General features: G+C 53.7%; 22 protein-coding genes. 21 read left to right on the top strand and 1 reads right to left on the bottom strand.

Annotation, left to right across the window (positions count from 1 at the left end; genetic code table 11):
* The first annotated feature begins 160 nt into the window (after window positions 1–160).
* The 20 genes from H7F31_RS23445 (at window position 161) to H7F31_RS23350 (ending at window position 20164) form a co-directional block, all read left to right on the top strand.
* Window positions 161–1429 carry a stage II sporulation protein P gene (locus tag H7F31_RS23445; RefSeq protein ID WP_187100749.1) on the top strand — a complete coding sequence of 423 codons (1269 nt, stop codon included), beginning with the start codon at window positions 161–163 and terminating at the stop codon, window positions 1427–1429.
* On the top strand, window positions 1426–1815 hold the full coding sequence (locus H7F31_RS23440; protein WP_187100748.1) for a hypothetical protein: 390 nt from the start codon (window positions 1426–1428) through the stop codon (window positions 1813–1815). The genes H7F31_RS23445 and H7F31_RS23440 overlap by 4 nt, the downstream gene beginning before the upstream one ends.
* Before the next feature lie 76 nt (window positions 1816–1891).
* A complete protein-coding gene (gene lepA, locus H7F31_RS23435) occupies window positions 1892–3709 on the top strand; it encodes a translation elongation factor 4 (protein ID WP_087567172.1) in 1818 nt (605 codons plus the stop codon).
* Window positions 3710–3857: 148 nt separating this feature from the next.
* Window positions 3858–5033, top strand: a complete 1176-nt coding sequence (hemW, locus tag H7F31_RS23430) for a radical SAM family heme chaperone HemW (RefSeq protein ID WP_187100747.1) — start codon at window positions 3858–3860, stop codon at window positions 5031–5033.
* Window positions 5034–5179: 146 nt separating this feature from the next.
* Window positions 5180–5650 (top strand): N-acetyltransferase, encoded by a 471-nt coding sequence (locus H7F31_RS23425; protein ID WP_087567171.1) that lies wholly within the window; start codon window positions 5180–5182, stop codon window positions 5648–5650.
* A 258-nt stretch (window positions 5651–5908) separates the two neighbouring features.
* On the top strand, window positions 5909–7426 hold the full coding sequence (locus H7F31_RS23420) for a spore germination protein (RefSeq protein WP_187100746.1): 1518 nt from the start codon (window positions 5909–5911) through the stop codon (window positions 7424–7426).
* Window positions 7423–8640, top strand: coding sequence for a Ger(x)C family spore germination protein (locus tag H7F31_RS23415; protein WP_187100745.1), 1218 nt, complete (start codon window positions 7423–7425; stop codon window positions 8638–8640). Before H7F31_RS23420 ends, H7F31_RS23415 begins: the two co-directional genes overlap by 4 nt.
* The gene (locus H7F31_RS23410; protein WP_187100744.1) at window positions 8637–8858 is read left to right on the top strand and encodes a hypothetical protein; all 222 of its coding nucleotides are present in this window, start codon (window positions 8637–8639) and stop codon (window positions 8856–8858) included. The genes H7F31_RS23415 and H7F31_RS23410 overlap by 4 nt, the downstream gene beginning before the upstream one ends.
* 22 nt (window positions 8859–8880) lie before the next feature.
* Window positions 8881–9990, top strand: coding sequence for a GerAB/ArcD/ProY family transporter (locus H7F31_RS23405; RefSeq protein WP_261800108.1), 1110 nt, complete (start codon window positions 8881–8883; stop codon window positions 9988–9990).
* Between the two features lie 116 nt (window positions 9991–10106).
* Window positions 10107–11132: a heat-inducible transcriptional repressor HrcA gene (gene hrcA / locus H7F31_RS23400; protein WP_087567167.1), complete on the top strand. Its 1026-nt coding sequence runs from the start codon at window positions 10107–10109 to the stop codon at window positions 11130–11132.
* A gap of 59 nt (window positions 11133–11191) precedes the next feature.
* Entirely contained in the window at window positions 11192–11767 is a 576-nt protein-coding gene (gene grpE, locus H7F31_RS23395) for a nucleotide exchange factor GrpE (protein ID WP_187100742.1), read from the top strand.
* A gap of 84 nt (window positions 11768–11851) precedes the next feature.
* A complete protein-coding gene (gene dnaK, locus H7F31_RS23390; protein ID WP_187100741.1) occupies window positions 11852–13696 on the top strand; it encodes a molecular chaperone DnaK in 1845 nt (614 codons plus the stop codon).
* Between the two features lie 173 nt (window positions 13697–13869).
* Window positions 13870–15000 carry a molecular chaperone DnaJ gene (gene dnaJ / locus H7F31_RS23385; RefSeq protein ID WP_087567164.1) on the top strand — a complete coding sequence of 377 codons (1131 nt, stop codon included), beginning with the start codon at window positions 13870–13872 and terminating at the stop codon, window positions 14998–15000.
* Window positions 15001–15100: 100 nt separating this feature from the next.
* Window positions 15101–15286: a YfhD family protein gene (locus tag H7F31_RS23380; RefSeq protein ID WP_187100740.1), complete on the top strand. Its 186-nt coding sequence runs from the start codon at window positions 15101–15103 to the stop codon at window positions 15284–15286.
* A 3-nt stretch (window positions 15287–15289) separates the two neighbouring features.
* Window positions 15290–15502 (top strand): hypothetical protein, encoded by a 213-nt coding sequence (locus H7F31_RS23375; protein ID WP_187100739.1) that lies wholly within the window; start codon window positions 15290–15292, stop codon window positions 15500–15502.
* Window positions 15503–15635: 133 nt separating this feature from the next.
* Window positions 15636–16625, top strand: coding sequence for a 50S ribosomal protein L11 methyltransferase (gene prmA, locus H7F31_RS23370; protein ID WP_187100738.1), 990 nt, complete (start codon window positions 15636–15638; stop codon window positions 16623–16625).
* Entirely contained in the window at window positions 16625–17314 is a 690-nt protein-coding gene (locus tag H7F31_RS23365) for a site-2 protease family protein (RefSeq protein WP_187100737.1), read from the top strand. Before prmA ends, H7F31_RS23365 begins: the two co-directional genes overlap by 1 nt.
* An 86-nt stretch (window positions 17315–17400) precedes the next feature.
* A complete protein-coding gene (locus tag H7F31_RS23360) occupies window positions 17401–18189 on the top strand; it encodes an RsmE family RNA methyltransferase (protein ID WP_187100736.1) in 789 nt (262 codons plus the stop codon).
* 2 nt (window positions 18190–18191) lie between these two features.
* Complete coding sequence (gene mtaB / locus H7F31_RS23355; RefSeq protein ID WP_187100735.1) at window positions 18192–19595, top strand: tRNA (N(6)-L-threonylcarbamoyladenosine(37)-C(2))-methylthiotransferase MtaB; 1404 nt, start codon at window positions 18192–18194, stop codon at window positions 19593–19595.
* A 137-nt stretch (window positions 19596–19732) separates the two neighbouring features.
* Window positions 19733–20164, top strand: a complete 432-nt coding sequence (locus H7F31_RS23350; RefSeq protein ID WP_087567157.1) for an NUDIX hydrolase — start codon at window positions 19733–19735, stop codon at window positions 20162–20164.
* Window positions 20165–20174: 10 nt separating this feature from the next.
* Here H7F31_RS23350 and H7F31_RS23345 read toward each other — a convergent pair whose 3' ends face one another.
* Window positions 20175–21155 (bottom strand): Na/Pi cotransporter family protein, encoded by a 981-nt coding sequence (locus H7F31_RS23345; protein WP_187100734.1) that lies wholly within the window; start codon window positions 21153–21155, stop codon window positions 20175–20177.
* 311 nt (window positions 21156–21466) lie between these two features.
* Here H7F31_RS23345 and H7F31_RS23340 point away from each other — a divergent pair, with 311 nt between their 5' ends.
* Window positions 21467–22825, top strand: a complete 1359-nt coding sequence (locus H7F31_RS23340; protein WP_187100733.1) for a class I SAM-dependent rRNA methyltransferase — start codon at window positions 21467–21469, stop codon at window positions 22823–22825.
* Window positions 22826–22845: the final 20 nt, after the last annotated feature.

Genomic DNA, 22845 nt, shown 5'->3' with positions numbered 1-22845 from the left:
CAATCTATTATTATGGCCGATTTTCTAGTAGTTATGGTTCTATCAACTCTCCCAGGTTCATAGAGTAATGTACAAGGCTTGATAAGAGTCTAGACTTTGCTAAACGCGCTGCGCCTACGATTGAATGCGACATCCGTTTCGCCTTGGGAGGGTGTAAATCATGTATGGTCTACGCAAAATGTTGTCAGGATTACGTTACTCCGCAGCACGCGGGGAGACGAGTCCCGTCCGCGAATTGCTTGTGACGGGCAGAGCCTTTGCAGCCATGGCGCTCAGCTCCGCCATATTTATGATATTGCTAGGACTTGCTGCGATGCTTTACCAGCATTCGTCTGCCGTGCCGTCTGTGTCCATGAGAGGTTTCGCGGCGTCTGTGTCCAGCGGCTTGTTCGGTAACATGCTGGAGATGGAGATGCCGGCGTTCGCGAGCAACCTGCCTTCGGATTCGCTGACGGGCAAAGAAATCAGCGTGTTCCTGATGAGGTCGCTGACTGATATTAACCCCGCCAATCCCGGCAGTCTGTTGGCCAGCGAGTTGCCGGGAATGCCGCAAAGCGATGCATTTCTGATTCGCAAGGGCATCGGCACGGATACGGCTGTCGGTCCGCAGGATCATTCGCCGATCTTCGAGCCGGCGCCGGAACCGAAAACGCCGTCAGACTCCAACGGCGAAGACGATGGCAGCGCCAGTGAAACGGATCAGCCTGACGGAAACGGGGGTGAAGACGCAGGCTCGACGGATCCGAAACCTGGCGGAGGACAACCGGAAGGGAAGAAGCTGGCCTTCATCTATCATTCCCACAACCGGGAATCCTGGTATCCCGAACTTGAACCAGGCACAAAAGATCCTAGCTCCAGCACGACGAATATAACATTGGTCGGCAAGCGGCTTGCCTCGAAGCTCGAAGAGCATGGCATCGGATCTGTGTTGTCCGATACGGATTACCCGACGGCAATACAGGATTACCGCTGGGAGCTCAGCTATAAGTACTCCATGAAGACGGTCAAGGAGGCGCTGGCGGGAAGCAATGATCTGACCTATTTTTTCGATCTTCATCGCGATTCCCAGAAACGCAAATATACGACGGTCGATATCGGCGGAAAGAGCTACGCGCAGGTTTATTTTATAATCGGGCATCGCAACCCGAACTGGAAGGAAAATGAAGCGTTTGCCACAAAGATCCATGACGCGCTTGAGAAGGAGTATCCGGGTATCTCGCGGGGGATATGGGGGAAGACTGCTGCTACAGGCAATGCCGAATATAACCAGTCGCTTGCCTCCGAGAGCGTATTGATCGAGGTTGGCGGCGTGGACAATACTTTGGAGGAATCCTACAGGACTGCAGACGCGCTTGCAGAAGTTATTGCGTCGATACATTGGAAGGAACGACAAGCGGAGGAAGCATCGGGCAAGGAGGTGAAGCAATGAAACGGAAAACTTGGAAGCTGCTTCTGCTGGGCGGAGCGCTGACGTTTATCGTATTATTCGGGATCGAGATGTCTACTACAGGTATCGAGCGGATCTACGGACCGATGGACGACTCGGAGCCGTACGCAAACGGCGGAGATCGGGTTTATTATGCCAACGAGACCGACCGTAGGATCGCGGAGCTCGAAAAAGAGCTGGACGACGTTCGCAGAATCGCTTACGGGGACGCTTACGGCAGGGAGAATAACCGTCTTCCCGGCATGCCTGTCGAGGATGATCCGGCAGCCGTCAATCGAATCGCGGATTCCACATCCGGCATCCTTCAGACGGCATCGAGCAAAGGCATCCGTTTCTTCGCTTCGCTGTTCGACGGATTGCTCAACTAACTTTCATTGATGTGTCCCCCTGTTGCTGATATAATAGGAAGAATGATTGGATTATTGGAGTGTGGGGGCTTGAAGGATGTCTGATGTTCTTGAACGACAGAAGAAAATAAGAAATTTTTCTATTATCGCGCATATTGACCACGGCAAGTCGACGCTGGCGGACCGGATTCTGGAATCAACCGGCGCGTTGACCAACCGCGAGATGCAGGCCCAAGTGCTGGACAACATGGATCTGGAGCGCGAGCGAGGCATTACCATTAAGTTGAAAGCCGTGTGTCTCAGTTATCGCGCGGACGATGGCGAAGAATATTACCTTAATTTAATCGATACACCCGGGCATGTCGACTTTACATACGAGGTATCTCGCAGCATGGCTGCCTGCGAGGGCGCCCTGCTGGTCGTCGATGCCGCGCAAGGCATCGAAGCGCAGACGCTTGCCAACGTCTACCTGGCGCTGGACAATAACCTCGAGGTGCTGCCCGTTATTAATAAGATCGATCTGCCGAGCGCGGAGCCCGATCGGGTAAAGCAGGAGATCGAGGATGTTATCGGTCTCGACGCCAGCGAAGCGGTACATGCTTCCGCCAAGGCCGGAATCGGCATCAAGGAGATTCTGGAGCAGATCGTGCACAAAGTACCGGCGCCGAACGGCGATCCGGACGGGCCGCTGAAGGCGCTTATTTTCGACTCGCATTATGATGCCTACAAGGGCGTTATCGTCAATGTTCGCGTCGTCGACGGCAGCATCAAGGCGGGCAAAAAAATTCGCTTCATGGCAACAGGCGCTGAATTCGAAGTTATCGAGGTCGGCGTGTTCAAGCCGAGAATGACCATTGTGGACGAGCTCGCGGTAGGCGACGTCGGGTTTGTAGTCGCCGGTATTAAAAATGTGAAGGACACTCGCGTCGGCGATACCATAACGGAAGCAAAGCGTCCCGCGCCAGAACCGTTGCCAGGTTATCGCCGTATCAATCCGATGGTTTACTGCGGTCTGTACCCGATCGAGACCCAGGATTACAACGACCTGCGCGAGGCGCTCGAGAAGCTGGAGCTTAACGACGCTTCGCTTCGCTACGAGGCGGAATCCTCGACAGCGCTGGGTTTCGGGTTCCGCTGCGGATTCCTCGGCCTGCTTCACATGGAGATCATTCAGGAGCGTATCGAACGCGAATTCAATATTCCGCTCATCACGACGGCGCCAAGCGTTATCTACAAGGTTACGCTGACGAACGGCGAGCAGCTTAATATTGATAACCCGTCCAATTATCCCGAATCGGGCAAGCTGGACTTTGTAGAAGAGCCATACGTCAAAGCCGACGTTATCGTGCCAAACGATTATGTCGGAGCTATTATGGAGCTTTGCCAGGGTAAACGCGGCGAATTCGTGAACATGGAATACCTGGATTCGAACCGCGTGACGTTGACCTATGAATTGCCGTTATCGGAAATTGTCTACGATTTCTTTGATCAATTGAAGTCCAGCACGAAGGGTTATGCTTCCTTCGATTACGAATTGTCCGGCTATCGGAAGTCGAATCTCGTAAAGATGGACATCATGCTAAACGGCGAGCAGGTCGATGCGCTGTCCGTTATCGTCCATCGCGATCGTGCATACAATCGCGGCCGGGTCATCTGCGAGAAGCTTAAGGAACTGATTCCGCGGCAGATGTTCGAAGTGCCGGTCCAGGCATCCATCGGCACGAAGGTTATCGCGCGCGAGACGGTTAAGGCGATGCGCAAAAACGTCCTTGCCAAGTGTTATGGCGGCGACATCAGCCGGAAACGCAAGCTGCTCGAGAAACAGAAGGAAGGCAAGAAACGGATGAAGCAGGTCGGCAACGTTGAGGTACCGCAAGAAGCGTTCATGGCGGTCCTCAAGATTGACGAGGATTAGGCTGCATTCCGGTCGAATGGATGATCGAACCGTTCTTCGAATGACTGAAGTAAGACGGAGGAGAGCATTTGCTCTCCTCTGTTCAATTTTTCAAGATATACAGAACTTCGATCCGTTGTTGGAAATGGTGATAGGGAGGGAAAACGTAATGACGATGCAACTCGCGACAGCGCGGTCGCCGCGCTCGCTCTATATACACATCCCGTTCTGCACGAACAAATGCCACTACTGCGACTTCACGTCGTATGTGCTAAGGGGACAGCCCGTCGATCAATATCTCGACGCGCTGGAGCAAGAGATGATTACAACCGTCGAGACGCTGCGTCCCGAGGTGATAGACACTGTATTTGTTGGCGGAGGGACGCCCACAGTATTGACGCCGCCTCAGATGGAGAGATTCCTGAAAGCAGTATCGACGCACTTCCCGCTTGCGGATAACGTGGAGTTCTCCATGGAGGCGAATCCCGGCACAACCGATATAGACAAGCTTGGCGCCATGCGGGCAGGCGGCGTGAACCGGATCAGCTTCGGCGTTCAATCGTTCGATAATAGCTTGTTGGAGCGTATCGGGCGTATTCATAATGTAGACGATGTCTATCGGAGTCTGGAAAATGCGCGTCAGGTGGGCTTCGATAATTTGTCGATCGACCTGATGTTCGGCTTGCCAGGTCAGACGCTGGAGCATTTGTCGGACAGCGTCGACAGGGCAATGGCACTAAAGCTGCCGCATTATTCGCTGTACAGCCTTAAGGTGGAGGAAAATACGCTGTTTCACAAGCTGTACGAGCGCAATGAATTGCCGCTTCCTCCCGAAGAAGAGGAGTACGAGATGTTTCTTCTATTAATGAAGAAGCTGCAAGAGGGCGGTTATCGCCACTACGAGATCAGCAATTTTGCCAAACCTGGTTTTGAGAGCAGGCATAACTCCACCTACTGGCGCAATGAACCGTATTATGGTCTTGGCGCCGGGGCTCACGGGTACAGCAATCGTACGCGGCATATCAATCTGAAGGGCGTACAGCCTTATATCGACGCTGCTGCAGCCAAGCTCCCCAGGCTGGAGACGTTCGAGGTTTCGGAACGTGAAGCGATGGAGGACTTTATGATGGTGGGACTGCGTCTGCTTGAAGGCGTTCCGGTCTCGCGCTTTCAGGAACAGTTTTCCGGACAACGGATGGAGCTCGTGTTCGGCGAGACGCTGGAGAAGCAGCTTGCGAACGGTTTGATGGAGCGGATTGAGGAGAATGGAGATACCATTTACCGTCTGACGGATCGAGGCATTCTGCTTGGCAACGAAGTATTCGGCGCATTTATCACGACATAGACGAAACGAGCCCGTTTCAGAATATACTGGCTTAAATAGGCGACTCTGCCAGTGAAAATAGCTATTGAGAATTAATTCGTTTTGATGTATATTTATTCATATTCCAAATGTAGTTTATTCGGGGATTCGTGGAGGTGCAGGCAGATATGCAAGCAGTGGAAGTATTTTGCAGGAAAGCAACGACGGAAGATGTAGAGAAGCTGTATGAATTGATTCAAGGCTACGCCGAACAAGGCATTATGCTGCCGCGTACACGCGAAGCCCTGACTCGAATAATAGATACGTTCGTCGTGGCGGAGATCGGCAGTGAAGTGGTCGGCTGCGGCGCGCTGACGAAGCTGGGAGACAATCTTGTCGAGATCCGGTCACTTGGCATTACGGATGGATACAAGAGCCTCGGTATTGGAAGCAAGCTTGTGGAGAAACTTCTGGAGCAAGCGAAAGCGCAAGGCATTACCAAGGTCATGGCGCTGACCTATGCGGATAAATTTTTTGAGCGCAATGGCTTTACGATCGTGGAGAAGGAGATTTTTCCCGAGAAGGTATGGACGGATTGCGTCAATTGCCCCAAGCAAAATGCGTGCGACGAGATCGCCGTGCTGAGGGAACTGGACTAATGCAATGATTGAATCATAAGCTTCGCGACCGGATAAGCAGCCGGTCGAGGGGCTTTTTTTGCGTGCGCGGGGGGGATGGCAGGCCGAATGAAGTGAAAAGGTTTGTTTCGTTCATCCGAACTTCAGGTAATCGCCACTTTTAACTCATGATGCATATGCGAGACGATTCGCCCAAGGTTGTCATATTTTCCATCGTATAGGAAATGTTATGAAGACGTGGCTCCTGCAACGCGACCAATCCAACAAGAGGTGAACGTCATGAACGCGTACGAGTCGAGGGAAGACGATCCCGATCTTCGACTGCCCGAATCATTGAACGAATTTCAGGATGCCATCATCGAACTGATGGGCGACAGCTCGGACATCGTATACAGAGAGGTGCAGTTCGCGGGAATTGCCGGATTGGTCGTTTATGTCGAAGGATTGGCCGATCCCAGCGGCATTCTTGATTCCTTGCTGGAAGCGAAAAACGACGAACGGACTCAGGAGGGACAGGACGGCGTCTCGCCTGGTCAGGCTCTTCGGGAACTCAAGATCAACACTTTGTCCGAAGGACGTATCATGGAGATCGATTCTCTCGGCGCCGCCACCGTTTGTTTGCTGGCAGGAGGAACCGTGGTCTATTTGGACGGCCTCTCCAAAGCGCTCGCAGCGGGAACGCAAAATTTGAAACAGCGCGCCGTGCAGGAAGCGACTTCGCAATCGGTCGTGCGAGGTCCGAGGGAAGGGTTTACGGAGTCGATCTCCGACAACACCGCGCTCATACGTAGACGGATTCAGAATCCGTCGCTCCGCATGCGGTACTTCCGCATGGGCGAGGAGACGCGAACTTCCGTCGTGGTCATGTATATGAACGGCAAGACTGATCCGAACATCCTGCGGGAGCTCTACGATAAGCTGGAGAAGGCGGATCTGCCCAGCATTCTCGAGAGCAATTACATCGAAGAGATGATTCAGGATAAGCGGTATAGTCCTTTTCCGACGGTTTATAACTCGGAGCGCCCCGACGTTATCTCCTCTGCATTGCTGGAGGGACGCATAGCAATTCTGGTTGACGGCAGTCCGTTCGTCCTGGTTGTACCGGCCTTGTTCATGCATTTCTTCCAGTCCAGCGAGGACTATTATCAACGCGGCGATTTCGCGAGCCTTGTGCGGCTGCTGCGTTATTTTTGTTTTGCGATCGCATTGCTTACGCCGTCCTTCTATATTGCGATTACCACGTACCATCAGGAGATGATCCCGCCCAATCTGCTTCTTAGCCTTATCGGACAGCGGGAGGGCATTCCGTTCCCGGCGTTCATCGAAGCCTTGATCATGGAGATCACGTTCGAAATATTGCGGGAAGCGGGCATCCGATTGCCGAAGTCGATCGGACAATCCGTCTCCATAGTGGGCACGCTCGTCATCGGGCAAGCTGCCGTCGAAGCGGGGTTAATATCGGCCGCCATGGTCATCGTCGTGTCGATTACGGCTATCTCCAATTTCGCTTTGCCGGCGTTCAACGTCGGCATATCGGCGCGGCTCCTTCGATTCCCGTTCATGGTGTTGTCTGCTTTGTTCGGCCTATACGGCATAATCGTTCTCCTCATTATGCTGGGTCTCCATCTGTGCAAACTGGAATCCATGGGCGTGCCTTATATGACGTCGTTCGCCCCGTTCAGGCTGTCGGACCAAAAGGATGCGCTGGTCCGTTTGATGAGGCCTTTCGCCCGCAAATACTTCGGCAGCCTTAAGAAGCAGCCAGATCCCGCAAGACCTTCCGAGGGTTCGTCATGAAAGAGCGGCTGCGGGGCCTCATGCTCGCGGGATTGCTTCTGCACGCGTCGCTGTTGACCGGCTGCTGGAACAGGCGCGAGCTGAACGATCTAGCCGTCGTCGTCGCGTTAGGCGTGGACCTGGAAGAAACGGGTTATCTGGTGACCGCGCAGGTCGTGAATCCCAACGAGGTCAGCTCGCAGCGGAGTTCGTCCGGCTCCGCGTCGGTCGTTACTTACACGGAGAAGGGAGTATCCATTCCGGACGCTCTTCAGCGCATGCTGGGCAAGGTGCCAAGGCAGCTGTACCTGTCCCATTTGAGAGTGATGGTATTCGGCGAATCGCTTGCCAGGAAAGGACTGATCGACGTTTTGGATTACGTAGCCCGCGAACACGATCTCCGCAACGACTTCTACATGTTGGTGGCCAAGGGCTCGAAGGCTAGAGACGTGCTCAGCGTCGTGACTCCCTTCGAAAAGATACCCGCTGAATCGCTTTTCTCTTCGATCATGGTGTCTAACAAAAAATGGGCGGCGACGGGCCGAATTAAGCTGCAGCACTTCATCACGGTCCTGGACCGCGGCGGCTCCAATCCCGTCTTGTCCGGCGTGAGGGTCGAAGGCGACAAAAAGAAGGGGAGAAACAACGACTTCCTGCGCGAGATTCGTCCGGAGACGATGCTCAAGCATGAAGGTTTGGCCGTGTTCCGCAATGACAAGCTCGTAGGCTGGCTTGGCGAGGATGACAGCAAAACCGTCAATTACATGATTAACAACGTATCCGGCACGACGGGGTTCGTTCCGTGTCCCGGAAGAGGCAAGGGGAGTATCGGCGTAAGCATTGTGCAGTCCAAAACATCCATCAAAGCGGTAAGGGGAGAAGACGGCAAGCCAGCCTTCAAAGTCAGGCATGTCCTCGAAGCGAACGTGGATAACGTGCAGTGCGAGCTGGATCTGTCGGATCCGGGCTCCATTACTTTGATCGAGAAGGAGCTGGAGGATCTGGCGCGCGGCAATACGGCCTCCAACATCCACGAAGTCCAGCGCAAGTTCGCATCGGACATCTATGGTTTCGGCGAAGCGCTTCACAGGCAAATGCCCAAGGAGTGGGCCAAATACAAAAGCGAATGGGACAGCTACTTCAAAACGGCGAAAATCGACGTCAACGTGGAAGTGGCCTTGCGCAAAGTCGGCTCTATTCTTCAGCCTTTGAAGAAGGATATGGAGGGCCAATGAACTGGAGCATGACGCTTACGCTGCTAATGCCTCTCGTGCTTTTGCTGGAATGGCCTCAGCTTAAAGCTTTGAAGTCCAAGCGGGACAAAGCTTGTTTTGTCGCCGTCTGGCTGGTCGCGACGGCCGCAATGAGCGCGGAATGGGCAGGGGTGCAGCTGCCGAGGCCAATGGAAATCATCAGGGTGATCTGCGCGCCAATCAATGCCATGCTGCCATAAGGCGAGATCGAGAGGTGAGAAGGTGGGCAAATCCGGATTGGGCAGCAGACAGTTTTTTATATTGACATTCGGGCTGACGGTCGGCACATCCATATTGGTTACGCCTTCCGGCCTTGCGGCGACGGCCAGGGAAGACGCGTGGCTGGGAGGTTTGGCGGGCTACTTGATAAACATCGGCATGGCAGCCATGTATATCGGCCTGGTCAAGCTGTTCCCTGAACAGAATTTGTTCGGCATGTTCGAGAAGGCGTTCGGCAAGTGGGCGGGGAAAGCGGTGTCCCTCCTCTATCTTTTTTATTTTCTGATCCTTGCGGGCACGCTGCTCGGCAATCTCGGTTTCTTTGTGACAAGCGAGGTGCTGCCCGATACCCCAATCGATATCGTGCAAATTCTGTTCCTGGCCGCTTGCGTCATGTGCGCCAAGACGGGCATCGTCGTTCTGGCGAGGCTGGGAGAATTGATGTTTCCGTGGATTTTATTTTTTTTTATGGTGCTCATTCTGGCGCTTCTTCCCCAGATCGAGTGGGAATACATCGCTCCGATGCTGGAGGGGGGACTTGATCCCGTATTGAAGGCAGGCTTTCATGCGTCCATGTTCCAGGAACTTATCGTCATGGTCGTATTCGTGCCGCAGCTTGCAAGCCTTCGAAATTGGAAGGGGGCGTTTCTGGGAGGCATGACCTTCGGCCATTTGCTGCTGGTGTCCGTCGTGCTGTTCAGCGTCCTGATTCTGGGCATCGAACAATCCGCCAACAGTACCTTCCCGGCCTATGCTTTAGCGAAGACGATCAGCTTGGGCAACTTCCTGCAGCGGATAGAAGGCATTCTCATCGCTTTATGGATCATGACGTTTTTCCTGAAGACGATGATGTTGTTTTTCTCAATGATGCAAGGAATGAAGACGATACTGGGACTAAAGAGCGCCAGCTATGCCGTCTATCCGATCGCCGTCGTCTTGCTGCTCGTCGCATGGAACACATACGTGAATAGCGTCTATATCGGCGAGGTCATCCAAAAGGTATGGGGCGGCTATGCCATGATCCATCTCGTCGCCATTCCGTTCTTGATGGGAGCTTCCGGGCTGCTGCGCCGCCGCATGAAAATATTATCCGAAAATGCCGAACCGACTTGACAATCGTCAGAGCTGTTTGGTATTTTTGTAATAGTGATTAGCACTCATTGGAGTTGAGTGCTAACGAGGAAGGGAAACGCTCCTTCCCGCGAAGAGAATCGGAGGAGGGTTTGGATATGTTGACGGAACGACAGCGCATGATATTAAACGCCATTGTAGACGACTATATCCGTTCGGCAGAACCTGTAGGCTCGCGCAGCATCTCAAAGCGCGGAGATGTCGGATTCAGCCCGGCCACGATTCGCAACGAGATGGCAGATCTGGAGGAGCTCGGATTTCTGGAGCAGCCCCATACGTCCGCCGGACGCGTACCTTCCACTAAAGGTTATCGTTATTATGTCGATCATCTGGTCAAGCTTGGCGAGGTGAACGTCAATGAGCTGGGATTAATGAAATCATTCGTTGCGGATAAGCTTAATCAGATGGAGCAGGTTATTCAGCAAACGGCCATGATTTTGTCGAATTTGACGAATTATACGTCGATATTGCTCGGTCCAGAATTGTTCCATACGTCGCTTAAGCACTTTGGACTGGTGCCGCTAAATGCCGAGTCGGCAGTCGCGATCATCGTAACGAATACGGGACATGTGGAGAACCGCACAATATCGATACCGCCGAATCTGGATATGGACGATATGCAGAAGGTCGTCAATATTCTGAATACGAAGCTGGTAGGCGTGCCGTTGATCCGCCTTAAAGCCAAGCTCCATTCGGAAGTCGGACAGGAGCTCGAGCGCCATATCGATCATTACGAAGAGCTGTTGTCGGTGCTCGAAAGCGCGCTTCAAAACGACGAGGAGCAGCGCGTCTTTATGAGCGGAACGACGAATATGTTGACACAGCCGGAATTCAAGGATGTCGACAAGGTTAAGACGATTCTTGATCTTCTTGACGAGACCCCTACAATCATGAAGATGTTTTCTTCTCTCCCGTCGGGTATCGGGGTTCGTATCGGCACGGAAAATGACCATAAGGCCATCAGCGATTGCAGTCTTATTACGGCCACTTATTCCATAAACGGAGAAGCGCTCGGGACGATCGGTATTCTCGGACCTACACGAATGGATTATGGCAAAGTGATCAGCTTGCTCAATCTGATTTCAAAGGATATGGGGACGCTGTTAGGCAGATGGTATAAGTGAGCAAAAGGCAAAAGGCAGTCACAGGCTGCCCGCGTTCATTATACGAAGGAGGTGATAGGGTGAGTACCAAAGAACAACATAATGAAACAACAGATACAGCAGCCGAGGAAACTCTGGAACAGACAGCCGAACAAACGGAATCGGAATTCGCCGATCAGAACGAGGCTGGCGAGAACGCCGGGGAGGATGCAAGGTACGCCGAGCTCACGAAGCAAGCGGAGGAGAATCAACAGCGATACTTACGCGCGCAAGCGGATTTCGACAACTTCCGCCGCCGCACAATGAAGGAAAAAGAAGAGCTGGCGCAATACGCTTCCATGAAGCTGATCGATCAACTGGTTCCGATCGTCGACAACTTCGAACGTGCGCTGGCAGCCGCTTCATCCAACAGCGATTACGATTCCTTGGCTAAGGGAGTCGACATGATCTTCCGTCAGCTGTTTCAAACGCTGGAAGCCGAAGGGCTCAAGGCGATCGAAGCAGTAGGCCAACCATTTAATCCGGAGTTCCATCAAGCCATTATGACGGTGGAGTCGGATGAATACGAGGAAGGCATTGTCGTTGAGGAGGTTCAGAAGGGCTACATGCTGAAGGAGAAGGTCCTTCGTCCCGCGATGGTGAAGGTAAGCGGTTAACGATGCGGAATGATTGATAATAACAGAATGATGGTTATACAGGTTTACGAGAATAATTCAACCTTTTGAGGAGGCCATTTACAAATGAGCAAAGTTATCGGTATTGACCTTGGCACCACAAACTCTTGCGTTGCCGTAATGGAAGGCGGCGAAGCCGTCGTCATTCCGAATCCGGAGGGCAGCCGCACGACGCCTTCCGTCGTTGGCTTCAAAAAGGACGGAGAGCGCGTCGTCGGCGAGACGGCTAAACGCCAGGCGATTACGAATCCGGATCGCACGATCATTTCCATCAAGCGCCATATGGGCACGAACCACAAAGAAAAAATCGACGATAAAGAATTTACGCCGCAAGAAATTTCCGCTATTATTTTGCAAAAATTGAAATCCGATGCGGAAGCTTACCTTGGCCAGACAGTAACTCAAGCAGTTATTACCGTTCCGGCTTATTTCAACGACAGCCAGCGTCAAGCGACTAAGGATGCGGGCAAAATCGCAGGGCTGGAAGTGCTGCGGATCGTCAACGAGCCAACAGCAGCCGCACTTGCTTACGGCATGGAAAAGTCCGAAGACCAAACTATTTTGGTTTATGACCTTGGCGGCGGCACATTCGACGTTTCCATTCTGGAGCTAGGCGATGGATTCTTCGAGGTAAAAGCAACGAGCGGCGACAACAAACTGGGCGGCGACGATTTCGACCAAGTCATCATTGATCACCTCGTAGCGGAATTCAAGAAAGAGCAAGGCATTGACCTGTCCAAGGACAAAGCGGCCGTGCAACGACTGAAGGACGCAGCGGAGAAAGCGAAAAAGGAGCTCTCCGGCGTTCTGACTTCGACGATCTCCCTTCCGTTTATCACAATGGTCGACGGCGTTCCGCAGCACTTGGAGATGAACCTGACACGCGCGAAATTCGAAGAGCTCTCCGCAGCGCTTGTTGAGCGTACGCTTGGACCTACTCGTCAAGCGCTGAGCGATTCCGGTTTATCAGCAAACCAGATCGACAAAATCGTTCTTGTCGGCGGTTCGACTCGTATTCCTGCAGTCCAGGAAGCCGTTAAGAAGCTGACCGGCAAAGAGCCGCACAAAGGCGTTAACCCGGACGAAGTCGTAGCTCTCGGAGCAGCCGTGCAAGCGGGCGTTCTGACAGGCGACGTAAAAGACGTCGTATTGCTCGACGTTACGCCATTGTCTCTTGGCATCGAGACGGCGGGCGGCGTGTTTACGAAAATGATCGACCGCAACACGACAATCCCGACAAGCAAGTCGCAAGTGTTCTCCACTTATGCGGACAATCAGCCGGGCGTAGAGATCCACGTCCTGCAGGGCGAGCGCTCCATGGCGAACGGCAACAAGACGCTGGGCCGCTTTACGCTGAGCGATATTCCGCCTGCTCCGCGCGGCGTACCGCAAATCGAAGTTACGTTCGACATCGATGCCAACGGTATCGTTAACGTATCCGCACTTGACAAGGGCACTGGCAAGAGCCAGAAGATCACGATCACTTCTTCCGGCGGCCTGAGCGAGGCTGATATCGACCAAATGATGAAGGACGCCGAGCTGCACGCGGACGAAGACCGCAAGCGTCGCGAGCTTGTCGAAGCGAAGAACGCGGCAGACCAGCTTGTGTACTCCACGGAGAAGACGATTAAAGATCTTGGCGACAAAGTAGATCCATCCGAGATCGAAAAAGCGAACGCGGCCAAAGAAAAAGTGACAGCGGCGCTCGCTACCGAAGATCTGGAGCAGATCAAAGCGGCTACGGATGAACTGACGGAGATCGTGCAACAACTTTCCGTTAAGCTGTACGAGCAAGCCGCTCAAGGTGCCGAAGGCGCGGATGCAGGACCGGAAGGGGATGCTGGCGGCTCGAGAGCCAGGGACAACGTCGTAGATGCCGACTATGAAGTTGTAAATGACGATAAGAAGTAATAACGCGGGACAGGGGTCAAAGAACGGGCTCGCCCTTCTTTGACCCTCTTTCACGGTTCATAAGGAAGTCACGCGGGATCGGAAACGGTATCGTCAAATGTTCATTGACGGCACCGTTTCTTCTCGTGTTAAGATAGAGGATGTTGTGATTTCATTGCGGAGGTGAGAATCGGATGGCAAACAAACGGGATTATTACGAGGTGCTTGGCGTCGGCAAGGATGCCTCCGCGGAAGATATCAAGAAATCTTATCGGAAGCTGGCCAGGCAATATCATCCCGATGTCAACAAGGAAGCGGACGCGGAAAACAAGTTCAAGGAAGTGAAAGAAGCGTACGACGTCCTCAGCGACGACGGGAAACGATCGACTTACGACCAGTATGGACATGTAGATCCGAATCAGGGAATGGGCGGCGCGGGCGGCGCCGACTTCGGAGGCTTCGGCGACATCTTCGATATGTTCTTCGGCGGAGGCGGCGGAGGCAGGAGAGATCCTAACGCGCCCCAACGCGGAAACGATCTGCAATATACGATGACGGTTGAGTTCAAGGAAGCGGTGTTCGGCAAGGAAACGGAAATTACGATTCCGCGCACTGAATCCTGCGATACATGTTACGGATCGGGAGCCAAACCAGGCACGAAACCGGAAACCTGTTCGACATGCCGAGGGACCGGACAACAGGAGGTCGTGCAGAATACGCCATTTGGCCGTATGGTTAACCGACGTGCATGTACGAACTGCAGCGGCACGGGCAAGATCATTCGCGACAAATGCGGAACCTGCCATGGCGCCGGCAAAGTGAAGAAGCAACGCCGGATCAAGATCAATATTCCGGCCGGCGTGGACGATGGAGCTCAAATTCGGATGACCGGCGAGGGCGAAGGCGGTACGCGGGGAGGTCCGTCCGGAGATCTCTATATCGTGATTCGGGTGAAGCCGCATGACTTCTTTGAGCGCGAGAACGATGATATCTATTGCGAGGTGCCGCTAACGTTCGTGCAGGCAGCGCTGGGCGACGAGATCGAAATTCCAACGCTGACGGAGAAGGTTAAGCTTAAGATCCCAGCCGGCACGCAGACGGGCACGTATTTCCGCCTTAAGGGCAAGGGCGTACCGAAGCTGCGGGGTTACGGCACGGGAGATCAGCACGTCAAGGTGACGGTCGTGACGCCGACCAAGCTGTCCGACGAACAAAAGGATCTGCTTCGCCAGTTCGGCGGATCGAACGGGGAGCCCCCGGCCGAGCAAAGCGAGCATCACGAATCCATATTCGAACGTATGAAAAAAGCATTCCGCGGAGAGTAATCCGCGGTGTGCTTTTTTGCATATTTCAGTCCAACGAGGCGCACGCTATTGCTGTTCCTATACGCGAACGACAATCGTTGCATACGAGGAGGATTTAAATATGACTGAACATCTCGACAAAAATGTCAATGGATTGGGTAATAGTCTGGAGAAGGTGAACTTCGGAGATTTGCCAATCGGCCAAAACGAGGACGTGGAGTTTTCTCAGGAGCTTGCGGACGAGGCGGACCTAAAAGCACAAAAGAGGGCTGCAGAGGCTGATCGCCGCATGAAAAACGGTGAGTAAGCGATGAGCGTGATCGAAATTCAAGCATCGTTCGGGAACGCGAGCGAAGCGAAGGAAGCGGCACGCAAGCTGCAAGCCTTGCGTGCCGCCGAAATTGGCGGCTATAGCGAAGGCGGAATGGTGACCGCGTCTGTTGACGAAGCCGTGGCGGACCGCGCCATTCATTTGATCCGCCAGATAGGCGGCAAGATCGATTCGGACACTTCTATGATTTAAGGAGAGCAGCGTGTTAGCCGAGAAGGCTTCACGCTGTTTTTTTGTACACAGCAGGCAGTCTGTTGTACAATAGAGTGTAGGTTTTGACGATAAGAGGTTGTTGAACACGCATGATAATTGGGAGGCAATACATATGAAATGGCATGAAATTACGATCTCCACAACAGAAGAAGCGACAGAGATGATCAGCAACTTCCTGCACGAGCTGGGAGCCGGCGGTGTTTCTATTGAAGAATCCGGTACGCTTAACAAGCCACGCGACACGTCGCTGGGACAATGGTACGAGCTGCCGCTTAACGATATTCCGGAAGGGCAGGCCGTTATTAAAGGTTATTTCGCGGAAGGCACGGATCTGGAAGGTTTGTTGGAAGAGCTGAAGCCCCGCGTCGAGGAGCTGCGAACCTTCGATATCGATCCGGGAGAGGTTGAGTATGCTTGGCAGGAAGTAGATGACGAGGATTGGGCAACGGCTTGGAAACAATATTTTAAGCCGATTCGCGTCTCCGATACATTAACAATCAAGCCGACATGGGAGGATTACACTCCTGCAGAAGGCGAACGGATTATCGAGCTTGATCCCGGTATGGCATTCGGAACGGGCACGCATCCAACTACAGCACTGTGTTTGCAGACGCTTGAGTCCGTCGTTCGCGGCGGGGAGGAGATGATCGATGTCGGCACGGGCTCCGGAATTTTGGCCATTGGCGCGTGCAGGCTCGGGGCAAAGAGTATTCTCGCGCTTGATCTGGACCCCATTGCGGTCTCCAGCGCGACGGAAAATGTGAGTCTTAACGGATTGTCGGAGAAGATCGAGGTTCGTCTAAGCGACTTGTTAGGCGTTCTTCGCGAAGGAGGAGCTGACTCGGGTTCTGCGTCCTCGCTGCAAGTAACGGTTCCCGTTGATCTTGTCGTTGCCAATATATTGGCCGAGATCATTTTGTTGTTTATCGACGACGTCTACGAGGCGCTTAAGCCGGGAGGCATCTATATCGCTTCGGGCGTGTACAAAAACAAGGAAGACGACGTGGAAAAAGGACTTAAGGCCTCCGGGTTCGAAATCGTGGAGAAACGGCGCGACGAAGACTGGATCGCGTTTGTGGCGCGTAAGCCGCAGGAGGGCTAATGGAACGTTTCCTATGGTATCCGCTTGAGCATCTGCCGTTTATTGTTCTCGTTATTATGATTGTATTTACGGTGCACGAGTTTGCTCACGCGTACAGCGCCTACAAGTTCGGGGACGACACGGCTTACAAGGAAGGCCGAGTGACTCTCAATCCCATGGTCCATCTTGACTTGATGGGCAGCATCCTGTTGCTTATCGCGGGTTTCGGATGGGCGAAGCCGGTTCCCGTCAACGCCAGCCGCTTCAAGCATCGCAGAGTCATGAGTATCATCGTGTCGGCCGTCGGCCCTCTGAGCAATTTATTGATGGCCGTCGTAGGGATGTTTATTATTTACGGATTGGTCGCATCAGGTGTCGTGCATGTAGCGTCGACAGGCGTTCAAGATGCGCTCATCGTGTTTTTTTCTTATTTTATTATGATCAATATTTTGTTGTTCGTCTTTAACCTGATCCCGTTGCCGCCGCTCGACGGATACCGTATCGTTTCGGAATTTCTACCGCTTCGGCTTAGATACAAAATCGAGCAAAACATCCATTGGGCGATGATTCTATTTTTGCTTTTCGTTTTCATTCCGCCGCTCAGGGCCGTGACGCTGGATCCGATTCTATCCTTGCAGTATCCGTTGTTCAACGGGTTAAACGATTTGATGCAGTCCATCTTCGGATTTAGGATTTGGTTGCCGAGGTAGGCGGTTGGTACTAGATTCAAATGGATTTTGTCCGGTCAAACGTGCTAATATGAAGGTTGGATAATAAGTAAGGTGGTTAGTTCTACATGCAACGATACTTTGTGGCGCCGGAGCAATTTAACGACGGTGTCGTTACGATAACGGGCGAAGATGCCCATCATGCCGTTCGCGTCATGCGCATGAAGCCGGGCGATGAGATCATCGTCAGCGACGGAGCGTCCAGGACGGTGCTGGCGGCAATTTCCGAGATGGAAGCTCAGGTAGTGAGAGCTGATATTAAGAACTTCTTGCCGCAGGACAGCGAGCCTGCCTGGCTCGTTACGATTGCACAGAGCTTGCCGAAGGGCGACAAGCTGGAGCTTGTCATTCAGAAGGGGACGGAAATCGGCGCAGCAGCCTTTCTGCCCTTCCAATCGGAGCGCAACGTCGTGCAATACGATACGAAAAAAGAAGCCAAGCGGCTCGAGCGGTGGGGAAAGATTGCCAAGGAAGCCGCGGAGCAGAGCCACCGGCATCGGATACCGCCGATCGCTGCCGTGAGGAGCTGGAAGGAGCTTCTGGCGCTTATTCCCAGGTTTGATCTCGCCATCTTCTGCTTTGAACGCGAAGGGCATGCCGCGCACGGCGTTGGCATCCGCACGGTTACGGAGCAATTCCGGAGCACCAAGCTGGGGGCGGTGGCGGAAGGCGAGCAGCCGACCGTCTTGCTCATCGTCGGACCGGAAGGCGGGTTCTCGGAGCGGGAAGCGGCGGAGGCCGAAGGAGCCGGCGCGGTCATAGCAGGACTCGGAAAGCGAATATTGAGAACGGAGACGGCGGGAATCGTCGGATTAACCTGCCTATTATACGAAGCTGGAGAAATGGGAGGAGAATGACCATGCCAACGGTCGCCTTTTACACGCTGGGCTGCAAAGTGAACTTCTACGATACGGAAGCGATCTGGCAGTTATTTAAAAACGAGGGATACGAGCAGGTCGATTTCGAATCGACGGCTGACGTCTATCTCGTGAACACTTGTACGGTAACAAATACGGGGGACAAAAAAAGCCGCCAAATTATTCGCCGCGCCGTACGACGCAATCCCGACGCCATTATCGCCGTTACGGGCTGCTATGCGCAGACTTCCCCCGCGGAAATTATGGCGATCGAAGGCGTCGACCTTGTTATCGGCACGCAGGATCGCGAAAAAATCATGTCGTTCGTAGGTCAGATCCAAGCCGATCGCAAGCCGGTCAACGCTGTTCGCAACATTATGAAAACCCGTTCCTTCGAGGAGTTGGACGTACCTGACTTTACAGAGCGCACGCGTGCCTTCCTCAAGATTCAAGAGGGCTGCAACAACTTCTGTACGTTTTGCATCATCCCATGGTCGCGGGGGCTGTCCCGAAGCCGCGAGTCGGAAAGCGTCATTGAGCAAGCGAAAGCGCTCGTCGCTTCCGGGTACAAGGAGATCGTCTTGACGGGCATCCATACCGGCGGCTACGGCGACGATATGGAAAATTACAATCTGACAAGCTTGCTGTGGGATCTCGATAAAGTGGAAGGTCTGGAGCGTATTCGCATCAGCTCCATCGAGGCGAGCCAAATTGACGACGCCATGATCGATGTCCTGAACCGTTCCAGCAAAATGTGCCGCCATCTCCACATCCCGTTGCAGGCGGGCGAGGATTCCGTGCTTAAACGGATGCGCCGCAAATATACGACGGAGCAATTCGCCGCGAAAATCAAGCGGCTGCACGAAGCTATGCCTGGCGTGGCCATTACGACGGATGTGATCGTTGGTTTCCCGGGCGAGACGGATGAGATGTTCGAGAGCGGATACCGCTTCATGGAGGAGATGGGTTTCGCCGAAATGCACGTATTCCCTTATTCCAAACGTACGGGTACGCCTGCAGCGCGCATGGAGGATCAGGTCGACGAAGAGCTGAAAAACGAACGCGTTCACAAGCTGATCGATTTATCCGAGAAAATGCAGCTGAAGTATGCGGAGCAGCATGTCGGAGCCGTGTTGGACGTTATTCCGGAACGAGATTACAAGGGAGCTCCGGGAACGGGTTCTGTAATGGGATATACGGACAATTATATCCAGGTCGTATTCGAAGGATCGGAAGATCTGATCGGTCAGCTATGCCGCGTAAAGATAACGGAAGCCGGCGTCAACGAATGCCGTGGACAGCTCGTCAGGGTCCTGGAGCCGCGTCAGGGAGATGCCGTTGAAGCTTCCGCCGAGGACGAGGATCGCGAATTCCGTTATGATCGTCCGGAAGCGCTAAGAGCCTAAGTGCTTGCAAGGGCGGCGGCTTCGTTGTGACAAGCCTAATTCAGGATTCCGATTCTATCTCGCGTCAGAAGGCGGAGAAGATGAAGGAATCCTTTGCTGCATATAATAATGGGTAAAGGGTGCAAGGGGGAAGGATCATGTTGGAAATCTCTGCCGGCGGGGTCGTATTCCGCCATAACGAATCCGGACAGCTTCAAGTTCAGCTTATTCAGGACCGCTACGGTAAGGTTTCTCTGCCAAAGGGGAAGATGGAGCCTGGAGAGACGGTCGAGCAGACGGCGCTACGGGAAATTCGCGAGGAGACGGGACTGAGCGGAGAGATCGTGGCGCCCATCGCCCAGATCAAATACCAGTATGAGCATGCCAAACATGGCACGGTCAATAAGGAAGTGCACTATTATCTTGTGAGGGCGATCGGCGGCACGCATCAAGCGCAGGTCGAGGAGATCCGCGGCGTTGACTGGTTTGAGCCCCGGGAGGCATGGCGGAAGCAGAAGCAGTCCGGCTACGACAACAATCATCGTATCGTCGCCGGAGCTTTGCAATTGCTTGGACTTAACGTGAATTAGCCAAACTCAATCAACTCGACTCGCGATTGTCCAGCCTCCGCCAGAACTTGGCGTAGCAGATAGGAAGGGCGATCAGCGAGCAAACGATGTTGAAGATGGTCTGCGCATGCGCGATCTGGGAGGATGGAGAATGCGCAATCGCGCCGGACACAGCCGTTAATTCGCCGATAAACGGCTGAAAGAGGAGAGCCCCGCCCACATTCAAGACGATATGGGAGAGCGCAACGAACTTGCCTCCTCGCGAACCGCCGAGCGAGGCTAAGAGCGCGGTTACGCAAGTGCCTACGTTGGCGCCGACGACAATGGCAACCCCGATCTCGGCCGGCATGCCGTTCATCGCGACAAATCCCATGACCATGCCGATGACCGCCGCGCCGCTATGAACGGCGGCGGTAATGGCGGCGCCGGCAGCCATTCCCCACCATAACGAGTCGCTGGCATGTCCAAGGAACCAGTCGAACATGCCGCTCTCCTGCAGGTAGGGGCCGATAGACTGCATCATGTTTAGGCCGGCAAGCACGAGACCGAAGCCGCATACGGCGACGGAAGCGGAGCGGAGCGGCATAAGCCAGCGAAGACGATCCAGTCCAGGCCATATCTTAATCTCGCCCAACAGGGCGGTGAGCAGCCATGCCAAAATGGATGAGACGAGCATTGGAATCGCTGCTTGGCCAATATTTAGACCTATGAGCTCGGTAGTCAGGCATGTGCCGATGTTGGTGCCCAGTATGATGCCTAGCGTGCGAGGGAACGACAGCAGGCCGGCATTAACGAACCCAATCGAAATGACGGTTACGGCGGTACTGCTCTGGAGTACGGCGGTCGTTGCCGCGCCGACGGCCATTCCGCGAAGCGGAGTGGCCGTTGATCTCTGCAGCATGGCGGTCAAGTGGGGTCCTGCCATTCGGTGGAGGGCAAGCTCCATCAGCTTCATGCCGCTTAGAAAGACACTGAATCCGATGAATACCGGCAATAGAAGGTTCTGGATCATGGGTTTCTCCTTATCTTAAAGATCGGTTTTCAGCACGTAGCTATTCGTAGCTATATGTATGCGAACGAGAAGACAAGCATGACAAGCCCGTCTATAAGTGCGAGTTCAAAAAGTTCGGTTATCAGTACCGAGAAGATTGGATGCAGCTAGAACCTGAGGAGCGGAGCGTAGTGGAGGCTACGTGAGCACCGGAAGGTTCGGCTGAATTCAATATTCGACGTCGAGTATGCTTCTTGGATTACTTCGTAATGGGAAGCGGACTTTTTGAACAACCTCTATAAGAATAAGAGTGCGAGAGAGGAAGTTGAGACGTGAGCAGGGCGACGATAATATTGCAAAAGGCGCGCAAGAAAAGAACGGAACAAGGACATCCCTGGGTTTTCGCAAGCGAAATCGACCGGATGGAGGGTGAAGCCGCGGGAGGCGATCTCGTAAATGTGACGACGGCGCAAGGAAAATATTTGGGCACGGGTTATTGGAATCCCAAGTCTCAAATTACGGTGCGCATCGTCTCTTACAAGCCTGAAATCGAGATGGACGAAAGTTTTTTCGTCATGCGCTTCCGTGAGTGTGCAGCACATCGTACGCGATTTGTAAACGACTCCGACTGCAGGCTCGTGTACGGGGAAGCGGACTTCTTGCCTGGACTCGTCGTCGACAGATTCGGCGGCGTTCTCGTCGTTCAGCTGTTGACGCTGGGCATGGACGCCAGACGCGACAGCATCGTAAAGGCGCTGGTTCGGGTGTTCCAGCCTGCGGGCATCTATGAGCGGAGCGATGTTGGCGTAAGAGCGCTGGAAGGACTGGAGGAGCGCAAGGGAGAGCTATACGGCCAATGCCCGAGAATCGTCGAAATCGAAGAAAACGGCTTGAAGATGGAAGTGGATATCGTGGAAGGGCAAAAAACGGGCTACTTCTTCGATCAGCGCGAAAATCGCGCTGCCACTGCGCCGCTCATGACCGGCTGGGGCGGCCGTTCCGGGATTGCGTTGGGTCCCGATCCCGAAGGCGGTTCCGGCGACCTTGTGCCGCTAAATGCCAACGGGAAGGTCGTGACCTTCCCTTATTGGGACGGCGCCACGGTGTTGGAATGTTTTGCCCATACGGGGAGCTTCACCCTGCATGCCTGCAAGTACGGCGCCAAGAAGGTGACATGTCTGGACGTATCCGACCATGCGATCGAGACGGCGAGAAGGAACGTGGAGCGCAACGGTTTCTCGGAGCGCGTCGAATTCGTTGTCGCGGATGCCTTCGATTATTTGCGGTCGCAGGCGAAGGGGCTGGATGAACGTAAGTTGAGAGCGTCAGGCGGAGCGGATACGTCTAAGAAGCTGACCGATGCGGGGCGGACCTGGGATGTCGTTATTCTTGATCCGCCGGCTTTCGCCAAGACGAAGGGCGCTGTGGCAGGAGCTTGCAGGGGCTACAAGGATATCAATCTGCAAGGATTGAAGCTTGTCAATGAAGGCGGCTATCTTGTTACGGCAAGCTGCTCTTACCATATGGCGCCGGACTTGTTCCTGGAGACGATTGCCGAGGCGGCTGTCGATGCCGGAAAAGTGCTCAGACTCATCGAATGGCGGGCGGCGGGCAAGGATCATCCGCAGATGCTCGGCGTCAAGGAAGGCCATTACTTGAAATTCGCCATATTCGAGGTGCGGAGCAAATAACGCGCCGCTTCCGGGAGAGG

Origin of the sequence: Paenibacillus sp. PAMC21692, assembly GCF_014303795.1 — a bacterium.
Lineage (GTDB): Bacteria > Bacillota > Bacilli > Paenibacillales > Paenibacillaceae > Pristimantibacillus > Pristimantibacillus agaridevorans.
This window is presented reverse-complemented; position numbering and strand designations above follow the sequence as displayed.

Excerpts from the sequence above, each read along its gene's own strand:
- H7F31_RS23445 (WP_187100749.1), top strand. The coding sequence starts at position 161 with ATGTATGGTCTACGCAAAATGTTGTCAGGATTACGTTACTCCGCAGCA.
- H7F31_RS23440 (WP_187100748.1), top strand. The coding sequence starts at position 1,426 with ATGAAACGGAAAACTTGGAAGCTGCTTCTGCTGGGCGGAGCGCTGACG.
- lepA (WP_087567172.1), top strand. The coding sequence starts at position 1,892 with ATGTCTGATGTTCTTGAACGACAGAAGAAAATAAGAAATTTTTCTATT.
- hemW (WP_187100747.1), top strand. The coding sequence starts at position 3,858 with ATGACGATGCAACTCGCGACAGCGCGGTCGCCGCGCTCGCTCTATATA.
- H7F31_RS23425 (WP_087567171.1), top strand. The coding sequence starts at position 5,180 with ATGCAAGCAGTGGAAGTATTTTGCAGGAAAGCAACGACGGAAGATGTA.
- H7F31_RS23420 (WP_187100746.1), top strand. The coding sequence starts at position 5,909 with ATGAACGCGTACGAGTCGAGGGAAGACGATCCCGATCTTCGACTGCCC.
- H7F31_RS23415 (WP_187100745.1), top strand. The coding sequence starts at position 7,423 with ATGAAAGAGCGGCTGCGGGGCCTCATGCTCGCGGGATTGCTTCTGCAC.
- H7F31_RS23410 (WP_187100744.1), top strand. The coding sequence starts at position 8,637 with ATGAACTGGAGCATGACGCTTACGCTGCTAATGCCTCTCGTGCTTTTG.
- hrcA (WP_087567167.1), top strand. The coding sequence starts at position 10,107 with ATGTTGACGGAACGACAGCGCATGATATTAAACGCCATTGTAGACGAC.
- dnaK (WP_187100741.1), top strand. The coding sequence starts at position 11,852 with ATGAGCAAAGTTATCGGTATTGACCTTGGCACCACAAACTCTTGCGTT.
- dnaJ (WP_087567164.1), top strand. The coding sequence starts at position 13,870 with ATGGCAAACAAACGGGATTATTACGAGGTGCTTGGCGTCGGCAAGGAT.
- H7F31_RS23380 (WP_187100740.1), top strand. The coding sequence starts at position 15,101 with ATGACTGAACATCTCGACAAAAATGTCAATGGATTGGGTAATAGTCTG.
- H7F31_RS23375 (WP_187100739.1), top strand. The coding sequence starts at position 15,290 with ATGAGCGTGATCGAAATTCAAGCATCGTTCGGGAACGCGAGCGAAGCG.
- prmA (WP_187100738.1), top strand. The coding sequence starts at position 15,636 with ATGAAATGGCATGAAATTACGATCTCCACAACAGAAGAAGCGACAGAG.
- H7F31_RS23365 (WP_187100737.1), top strand. The coding sequence starts at position 16,625 with ATGGAACGTTTCCTATGGTATCCGCTTGAGCATCTGCCGTTTATTGTT.
- H7F31_RS23360 (WP_187100736.1), top strand. The coding sequence starts at position 17,401 with ATGCAACGATACTTTGTGGCGCCGGAGCAATTTAACGACGGTGTCGTT.
- mtaB (WP_187100735.1), top strand. The coding sequence starts at position 18,192 with ATGCCAACGGTCGCCTTTTACACGCTGGGCTGCAAAGTGAACTTCTAC.
- H7F31_RS23350 (WP_087567157.1), top strand. The coding sequence starts at position 19,733 with ATGTTGGAAATCTCTGCCGGCGGGGTCGTATTCCGCCATAACGAATCC.
- H7F31_RS23345 (WP_187100734.1), bottom strand. The coding sequence starts at position 21,155 with ATGATCCAGAACCTTCTATTGCCGGTATTCATCGGATTCAGTGTCTTT.